This window comes from Thioalkalivibrio sp. ALRh, assembly GCF_000381425.1.
Lineage (GTDB): Bacteria > Pseudomonadota > Gammaproteobacteria > Ectothiorhodospirales > Ectothiorhodospiraceae > Thioalkalivibrio.
Window position 1 is genome coordinate 1 of the sequence record NZ_KB906530.1, and the last position, 8,367, is coordinate 8,367.

The window sequence follows — 8,367 nt, forward strand, 5'->3', positions numbered from 1 at the left end:
CCTTTTTTAGGATGGCCTTGTCTTCCCGCAGCCGGCGATTCTCTTCCTCCAGCTCCCGGATCCGTCGCTGCTCCGGCGTCAAAGGCCGGCCATCGCCGGCCTCCCCGGCACGATCCGCCTTGAGTTGCTCGACCCAGCGCCGAACGGCCGTCTCGCCCACCCCGGTGTCCCGCACCACTTGCGGCACACTCTGGCCCTCATCCACCACCATCCGGGCCACCCGAAGCTTGTACTCCGGATCAAAATTCCTGCGTCCCATATCGTCTCCTCGATCAGATCCCAATCATTCCACCGATCGAGGTGTCCACGAAAATTAGACCAGCACAATCGGGATTCGAACCCGAGGAATTAGAGGCTATGGTTCGACTGGCAGCGCGAAGCGATGCCAGAACGTCACCGCAGGTGACGACCCGAAGGGCGAGGCACATCGTGCCGAGTAATCCCTCCCTCTCCGCCAGATTCAAGCAAAGGGGCCCACTGGCCCCTTTCGAATGTCTGGCCCCAGCCTTCTGGAATTCGAAACCGAAGCCTGTGGGAAGTATCTTGAGGGGGACTTGTGGGAGCGGGCTTGCCCGCGAAGCCCCTGCGCACAAAAAAGGCGACCCCGGAATCCGTGGGTCGCCTTTTTTGCGTCATTTTCTGGTGGGCGGTACTAGGTTCGAACTAGTGACCCCTGCCGTGTGAAGGCAGTGCTCTACCGCTGAGCTAACCGCCCAGAACGGCGGCAAGATTACGTCCAGCGGGGTTCCGCGTCAAGGGAGAACAGTTACCAAGAGAGTAAACCCGCCGCAGCACCGTAGGATGCGATGAGCATAGCGAATCGCATCGGGGTTTCGCTCGGCGCAGGGGATGGTGCGTTTCGCGGTGCTCAACCGCACCCTACGAGTGTCGCACTCGATCCCGCGACGCGCTGGCGCGTGCGTGAATAACCAAGGAAATGGCGGAGGGGGTGGGATTACTCGGCACGATGTGCCTCGCCCTTCGGGCCGTCACCTGCGGTGACGTTCCGGTGTCGCGATGCGCCACCGGTCGAACCATCTTGTCGATCTCGTGGGTTCAAATCCCCTGGGACCTGAGAGTACGTGCTCACAGACACGAAGAGCTAGAGAAATGGCGGAGGGGGTGGGATTTGAACCCACGAGGGACGTGAATCCCTGCCGGTTTTCAAGACCGGTGCATTCAACCGCTCTGCCACCCCTCCGGTGGTCGGCATTCTCCGGGATGTGGGGCGGGCTGGCAATGGCGGGCGGGAAGTCGCTACTGGCGGTCCGTTTCGCGCGCCAGGGCCTGCAGTTCGGCGGCGCGGTCCTCGGGCACCTGCTTCCAGGAGAAGCGCCAGCGCCAGTTGCCGTCATCCATGGTGCCGGGTCGGTTCATGCGGGCCCGGTTGTCCAGGCCGAGTGCGTCCTGCATCGGCAGGATGGCCAGCTGTGCCACGGAGCGGTAGGCGGCGCGGATCAACGGCCACGGGATCTCCTCGGCCCCGCCCTCGTTCAGGGTGTTGATCACGTGCTCCTGCATCTCGGGGGCGAGCGATTGAAACCAGCCCAGCGTGGTGTCGTTGTCGTGCGTGCCGGTGTAGACGGCGCTGGCCTCGTTGTGGTTGTTCGGCAGGTACGGGTTGTCCTCGCCACCCTCGAAGGCGAACTGCAGGATACGCATACCCGGCAGGTCGAAGTGTTCGCGCAGCGCGGTGACTTCAGGCGTGATCACCCCGAGATCCTCGGCCAGCAGCGGCAGCGTGCCCAGCTCGTCTTCCAGGCGGCGAAAGAACGGCTCGCCCGGGCCCGGCACCCAGCGGCCATTGGTCGCGTCCGGTTCCTCGGCCGGGATCCCCCAGCTCGCCTCGAAGCCACGGAAATGGTCGATGCGGACGGCATCCAGGGTTTCCAATGCCCAGCGCATGCGATCGACCCACCAGCGGTAGCCGGTGGCCTCCAGCCGGTCCCAGTGGTACTGGGGGTTGCCCCAGCGCTGCCCGGTCTCGGAGAAGTAGTCCGGAGGAACACCGGCGACGGTGACCGGATGGCCCGTCTCGTCCAGGTCGAACAGGTCGCGATGGGCCCAGACATCGGCCGAGTCGTGCGCCACGAAGATCGGCATGTCGCCCAGGATCAGGATATCCAGGTCCTTCGCCTGACGACGCAGGTCCTGCCACTGGTCAAAGAACACGAACTGGGCGAAGCGCACCCGCTCCAGCTCGTCGCGCGCCTCGTCCTCGATCCGCTCCATCGCGTCCGGGTCGCGGTCGCGCAGCACCGGGTCCCACTCCCACCAGGGCCGATCCTGCTCGCGTGCGCGGATCACCACGAAGCGGGCGTAGTCGTCCAGCCAGACCGGCCCCTGCTCCTGACAGAACCGCTGATAGGCCTCTCGCCAGACGGCCGGGGTGTCATTCAATCGGGCATGCGCCCGGGCCAGCATGGCCTCCCCGGTGCCGCTGTCCGCCGACAGCCCAACCCGCTCGGCCAGCAACCGGGGATCGATCAGGCGCGCATCACCGGCAAAGGCGGAGATGCACGCGTAGGGCGAGCCATCCTCATGCGGGGGGTGTAGCGGCAGGATCTGCCACAGCGTGAAGCCTGCCCGACGAGCCCAGTCGAGAAAGGCGTAGGCCTCGCCGCCGAGCGTCCCGACCGGCTCGCTGCCGGGCAGGGAGGTGGGATGAAGCAGTACGCCCGCCCGCCGGCGCTGCATCAGCGGGTTAGCATGGCCCTCGCCGACCATCAGTCGCCCTGCCCCTTGCGCATCGTGCCGCCCGCGGACGGATCACCCCCGCCGACCGAGAGCACCTCGCCCAGCGATTCGGGGACCGTGAGGTTGGCAAGCTGATAAAGCCGCGCCAGATGTCGACGATAAAGCTGCTCGAAGTCACTGACCGAACCGGCCGGGTTGTACGCCCCGAACCACCAGCACCAGTCCGACCCTTCGCAGATGGCCAGTTGCTCGCGCAGTTCCGGTGTATCCAGCGAGGGATCCTCGGCCACGGCCTGGTCTACCGCCTTGCGGGCCGCGATCAGGCTGTCCCAGCCCCGGTTCTTGTCGGGGTCGCCGATCCAGGTGGAGAACGTCCCGTATACCCAGCTGCCCGCGACCAGCCCCGGCAGCTCGCCGCGATCGCGATCCTTGCCGCTGCGCCGGCAGACGTCAGCAAAGGTGCAAAGATTCAGTGTGGCGTGCTGCGCCAGGCGCTCGTACAGCGCATTGAGGAAGTGATAACCGTTCTCGGGGTAGTACTCCCAGGCGTTCTCGCCATCCAGGATCACCGAGACCACCCCACCCTGGGGCGAAACGGCGGCGATGTTCTCCAGGTGGTGGATGAAGTCCCCCACCGCGTCGTCCGCATGCCAGTCGGCATAGCGAAACCCGATCGCATCGGACAGCCCGTCGTCACGGAAAAACAGTTCGATGTCACTGCCCTGCAGTTGATAGGGGCGGTGCAGCCAGCCTTCCTCTTCGGCGGAGCCGGTGTTGGACTCGGCCGTCTCGCCCGCCGCCGCCAGGCTGTTGGCGAGCACCGTCTGGCCGCTGGCCGTCCAGCACAGCTTGTATTCGTCCAGCAGGCGTATGGTCGCCTCGCTCAGGCTGCCCTCGGAGGGCCAGCACCCGCGCGGGCGGAAGCCAAAATGCTTCTCGAAGACCTCGATCCCCCGATCGATGTGCCAGCGCACCCGGGCCTCCCCATCCGGATAGGCGGGGGCCTTGGGCAGTTCCACCTCCGGCATCGCCTCGCGGGCAGAGGCCAGGTCAATCATCAGCGGCATGATCGGGTGGGCATACGGGGTAAACGACAACTCGACCCGACCACTCTCCGCCAATTCCCGATAGCGCGGCAGGATGCCCTTGACCTCGTCGCGGATCAGCGTCAACAGACGCTGACGCATGGCAGGGTCGAAGTTCGTATCCGCCTTCAGCCAGCCGCGCACCTCGGGATAGGCCCAGCGAATGGTCTCGCCCAGCCAGGCCAGGTGGTAACAGGTAGCCAGATCCTGGAAAAAGCGGTCATCCAGATGCCCCAGCAGCAGCGGCTCCTCCATCGCCTTGCGCGCGATATCGGCGAGGCGCTGGAACAGCGGGAACGGCTCGATCATGCGCGGGGCATGCGCCCGCAGGCATACCCGCAGGATCTCCTCGCGCTGCGCAGAGTCCGTCGGCACCGCATCCATGTGCAACAGGTCGAGCACCGGGTCGCCAACAAGCTGGCGCTCGCGCACGCAGGCGTCCAGGCGCTCGCCATAGTCCGCCAGTTGCTCCAGCAGGATTGGCGCAAAATTGACCACCGCGCGCGCCTTCGGGCAGGCCTCCAGGTGGGCGGCCATGTCCGTGTAGTCCTTCAGCGCATGGAGGTACGTCCAGGGCAGCGCGTATTCACCCGCGCCGCTCTCGAAGTACTGTGGCTGGTGCATGTGCCAGCACAGCACCACATCGAGTTTGGGTGGGATCGGCACCAGTGCAGTACTAGCGCACATGATGCGTGGCCTGTCCGAGCATCTCGGGGGTTACCACCCGTACACCTTCGGGCGATATGTAGTAGTCGCGGGCATCCGCCTCGTCGTCCACACCAATCTGGGTCCCGTCGGGCACCCTGCAACCCTTGTCGATCACCGCCTTCTGGATTACGCAGTCCTCGCCCACCTTCACGCTGGGCAGGATCACCGAGTCTTCCACCGTCGAACCGGCGTTCACCTGCACGTTGGAGAACAGCAGCGAGTGGCGGATCGTGCTGCCCGAGATGATGCACCCCCCCGACACCATGGAGTCGATCGCCATGCCGCGGCGATCGTCGTCGTCAAACACGAACTTCGCCGGCGGCAGCTGCTCCTGATACGTCCAGATCGGCCAGTCGGAGTCGTACAGATTCAGTTCGGGGGTCACGCCGATCAGTCCCAGGTTCGCCTGCCAGTAGGAGTCGATCGTGCCGACATCACGCCAGTAGCCCTGGCGCACGCCCTGCTCGTCGCGGAACGGGTAGGCCATCACCTGATAGCGATCGATGATGCCGGGGATGATGTCCTTGCCGAAATCGTGCGTGGAGAAGGTGTCATCCGCGTCCTTGATCAGCTGCTCGAACAGGAACTGCGTGTTGATCACGTAGATCCCCATCGAGGCCAGCGAGTGGGTGCTCTTGCCCGGGATGCTCGCCGGGTCGTCCGGTTTCTCCGCAAACGAGGTAATGCGGCTCGCGGCATCGACGCCCATCACCCCGAAGGCCTTGGCGCGTTCACGCTCCACCTCCAGGCAGCCCACCGTCATGTCCGCCCCGCTCTCCACGTGGAAGGCGATCATCTGGCCGTAGTCCATCTTGTAGATGTGGTCCCCGGCCAGGATTAGCACGTAACTTGGCGCGTGCTGACGGATGATGTCGATGTTCTGGTACACCGCGTCCGCCGTACCCTGGTACCAGGACGTCTCGATGCGCTGCTGCGCCGGCAACAGCTCGATAAACTCGCCGAACTCCCCGCGCAGGAAGCTCCAGCCGCGCTGGATATGCTGGATCAGCGAATGCGCCTTGTACTGCGTCAGCACCGCCACCTGACGGATGCCCGAGTTGATACAGTTGGACAGTGGAAAGTCGATGATGCGGAACTTGCCGCCGAACGGTACGGCCGGCTTGGCCCGCCAGAGCGTCAGCTGCTTCAGCCGCGATCCGCGCCCCCCGGCGAGGATCAGAGCCAGGGTCTCGCGGGTCAGACGACTAACAAAACGTTGCGGTTGCGGATTCATGCACCCATCCTTGCCATTAAACCTCTCCGGGGCTGTGACCCCGATCAAACACCGAGCGTGATTCGAGTATGACAACAGCCTCCAGCAAATGCATCACACCCGTTGCCGAAACCCTCGCGCGTTTGCCGGAGGCGCGCCTCCATGATCCACACAGCGTCCTGGGCCTTCATGCGCTGGATCAAGAGACTGCCTGCTACCGTGCCTGGCTGCCGCACGCCAGCAAGGCCTCGATCACACTTTCGGGCGGATCCGACGAACCGCTCACACCCAGTACCAAAATCCCGGGGCTTTTCACCTGGCAGGGCAAGGGCAATGCCCTCCCCGCGCACCCCGAACTCCGCTGGAAGCCCGAGGGTGGCACGCAGACATTACAAACCGTTGACCCGTGGAGCTTCACCCCGGACATCCCCGAGTTCGACCGCCACCTGTTCGCCGAAGGCCGGCACTGGCACGCCCACCGCATGCTCGGCGCCCACCCGGAGACCCGCGACGGGATCGACGGCGTGCGCTTCGCCGTATGGGCCCCGAACGCCGAGCGCGCCTCCGTCGTCGGCGACTTCAACCGCTGGGATGGCCGTTGCCACCCGATGACCGTGCACCCGGGCAGCGGCATCTGGGAGCTGTTCATCCCGGGGCTGGACCGCGACACCCTGTACAAATTCGAGATCCGCAACCGCGACCACGGCACCATCCACGTCCGCACCGACCCCTACGCCCGCGCCTACCAGCTGCGCCCGGAGACGGCCGCGCGCATCCAGCCGCAGAGCGACTACACCTGGGGCGATGACGAATGGCTCCAGAACCGCGACCCCGAGGGCTGGAAGCACCGCCCGATGAGCATCTACGAGGTGCACCTGGGCTCCTGGCAGCGCAGCCCCGAGGGCCAGTGGCCCAACTACCGCGAGCTGGCCGAGCGCCTCGTGCCCTATGCGCGCGACATGGGCTTCACCCATCTCGAGTTGCTGCCGATCACCGAGCACCCGTTCGACGGCTCGTGGGGCTATCAGAGCACCGGCTTCTTCGCCCCCACCTCGCGCTTTGGCGACCCGGACGATTTCCGCTACTTCGTCGACCAGGCGCACCAGGCCGGGCTCGGCGTGCTGCTCGACTGGGTACCCGGCCACTTCCCGCGCGACGAGTTCGCCCTCGCCCGCTTCGACGGCACCGCACTGTACGAACACGAAGATCCGCGCATCGGCGAACACCGCGGCTGGGGCACGCTGATCTTCAACTACTCTCGTCCTGAGGTGCGCAACTTCCTCCTCTCCAGCGCGCTGTGCTGGGTCGAGGACTTCCACCTCGACGGCCTGCGCGTGGACGCGGTCGCCTCCATGCTCTATCGCGACTACGACCGCGAGCCGCACGACTGGCTGCCCAACATCCACGGCGGCAACGAAAACCTGGAGGCGATCGACTTCCTGCGCCACCTGAACGAGACCGTGCAGACCGCGCACCCCGGCGTGGTGATGATCGCCGAGGAATCCACCGCCTGGCCGGGCGTCAGCCGCCCACCGTCCATGGGCGGACTCGGCTTCACCATGAAATGGAACATGGGCTGGATGCACGACACCCTGACCTACTTCGGCATGGACCCGATCTACCGCCACTACCATCACAACCAGCTCACCTTCGGCCAGATCTACGCGTACAGCGAGAACTTCGTCCTGCCCTTCTCCCACGACGAAGTCGTGCACGGCAAACGCAGCCTGCGCGGCCGCATGCCCGGCAACGAATGGGAACAACACGCCAATCTACGCCTGCTCTACGCCTGGCAGTGGCTCTACCCCGGCAAGAAGCTCCTGTTCATGGGCCAGGAATTCGGCCAGGGTCCCGAGTGGTCCGAGGACCGCGAACTGGACTGGTACGTCCTGCAATACCCGCTGCACCAGGGCCTGCAGCAGCTCGTGCGCGACCTTAACCAGGTCTACCGCGACCACGCCGCCCTGCACGGCCGCGAATTCGAACCCGACGGCTTCTCCTGGCTGGACTGCGACGACGCCTCGCACTCCACCCTCAGCTTCCTGCGCCGCGACATCCACGGCCAGGAACGCATCGTCGTGCTCAACCTCACCCCCATCGAACGCGGTGCGCACCCGGTCCCCGCCCCACACCCCGGCCCCTGGCGCGTCGTCCTCAACACCGACGCCCAGGCCTACGGCGGCGACTCCCGCGGCCCCGCCCACGCCCACGCCGAACCCATCGAGCGCAACGGCCACCCCGCCACGCTCTACCTCCACCTGCCCCCGCTGACCGCGCTCCTCCTGGAGCCTGCCAGCTGACGGCGCACTACTACCGGACAGGCCCCGATCGGCCAGAGGGCTGGCCTCCTACACCAACCACAACCCGTCTGTAGGAGCGCAGCCCCCTGCGCGATGCGGCATTAGACATAACCCCCATCAGCCAGTGTAGTGGTCAAGTGATTTCGGACACCTCGATCGGTGTTTCGGCTGTCCATTTTCGCTCGTAGGCGTTGGGCGACAGGTAGCCCAGGGTCGAGTGCCTTCGGCGCTCGTTGTAGAAGCCGACGATGTAGTCGGTGATGTCCCGGGTGGCCTCGCCGTGATTGGCATAGTCCCGTCGCCAGACGCGCTCCATCTTCAGGTTTAGGAAGAAGCGTTCGGCCACCGCATTGTCCCAGCAGTT

General features: G+C 65.4%; 6 protein-coding genes, 2 tRNA genes and 2 other RNA genes. 2 read left to right on the forward strand and 8 right to left on the reverse strand.

Annotated elements, in window-relative coordinates; translation table 11 throughout:
- On the reverse strand, nucleotides 1-259 hold a 259-nt coding region (locus tag F791_RS0113035), incomplete at its 3' end, for an IS3 family transposase (RefSeq protein ID WP_019592611.1).
- Nucleotides 260-326: 67 nt separating this feature from the next.
- Between F791_RS0113035 and F791_RS13640 the strand changes: the two genes are divergently transcribed.
- Nucleotides 327-457, forward strand: a non-coding RNA gene (locus F791_RS13640) — RtT sRNA.
- Between the two features lie 183 nt (nucleotides 458-640).
- On the opposite strand, the gene F791_RS0113040 is transcribed toward F791_RS13640, so the two are convergent.
- The 6 genes from F791_RS0113040 to glgC all read right to left on the reverse strand — a co-directional run bounded on the left by F791_RS0113040 (nucleotide 641) and on the right by glgC (nucleotide 5,724).
- Nucleotides 641-715 (reverse strand) — tRNA-Val (locus tag F791_RS0113040).
- A 223-nt stretch (nucleotides 716-938) separates the two neighbouring features.
- A non-coding RNA gene (locus tag F791_RS13645) (RtT sRNA) lies at nucleotides 939-1,080 on the reverse strand.
- A 31-nt stretch (nucleotides 1,081-1,111) separates the two neighbouring features.
- Nucleotides 1,112-1,201 (reverse strand) — tRNA-Ser (locus tag F791_RS0113045).
- A gap of 56 nt (nucleotides 1,202-1,257) precedes the next feature.
- Nucleotides 1,258-2,727, reverse strand: a complete 1,470-nt coding sequence (gene malQ / locus F791_RS0113050) for a 4-alpha-glucanotransferase (protein ID WP_019592747.1) — start codon at nucleotides 2,725-2,727, stop codon at nucleotides 1,258-1,260.
- Nucleotides 2,727-4,406, reverse strand: coding sequence for a glycoside hydrolase family 57 protein (locus F791_RS0113055; protein ID WP_019592748.1), 1,680 nt, complete (start codon nucleotides 4,404-4,406; stop codon nucleotides 2,727-2,729). Before F791_RS0113055 ends, malQ begins: the two co-directional genes overlap by 1 nt.
- Nucleotides 4,407-4,458: 52 nt before the next feature.
- Nucleotides 4,459-5,724: a glucose-1-phosphate adenylyltransferase gene (gene glgC / locus F791_RS0113060; protein ID WP_019592749.1), complete on the reverse strand. Its 1,266-nt coding sequence runs from the start codon at nucleotides 5,722-5,724 to the stop codon at nucleotides 4,459-4,461.
- Between the two features lie 68 nt (nucleotides 5,725-5,792).
- On the opposite strand from glgC, the gene glgB reads away from it, so the two are divergent.
- Nucleotides 5,793-8,003, forward strand: coding sequence for a 1,4-alpha-glucan branching protein GlgB (glgB, locus tag F791_RS0113065; protein ID WP_026333044.1), 2,211 nt, complete (start codon nucleotides 5,793-5,795; stop codon nucleotides 8,001-8,003).
- A 133-nt stretch (nucleotides 8,004-8,136) separates the two neighbouring features.
- Here glgB and F791_RS0113070 read toward each other — a convergent pair.
- The coding region (locus F791_RS0113070) for an IS3 family transposase (RefSeq protein ID WP_019592425.1) at nucleotides 8,137-8,367 on the reverse strand (231 nt) is incomplete at its 5' end.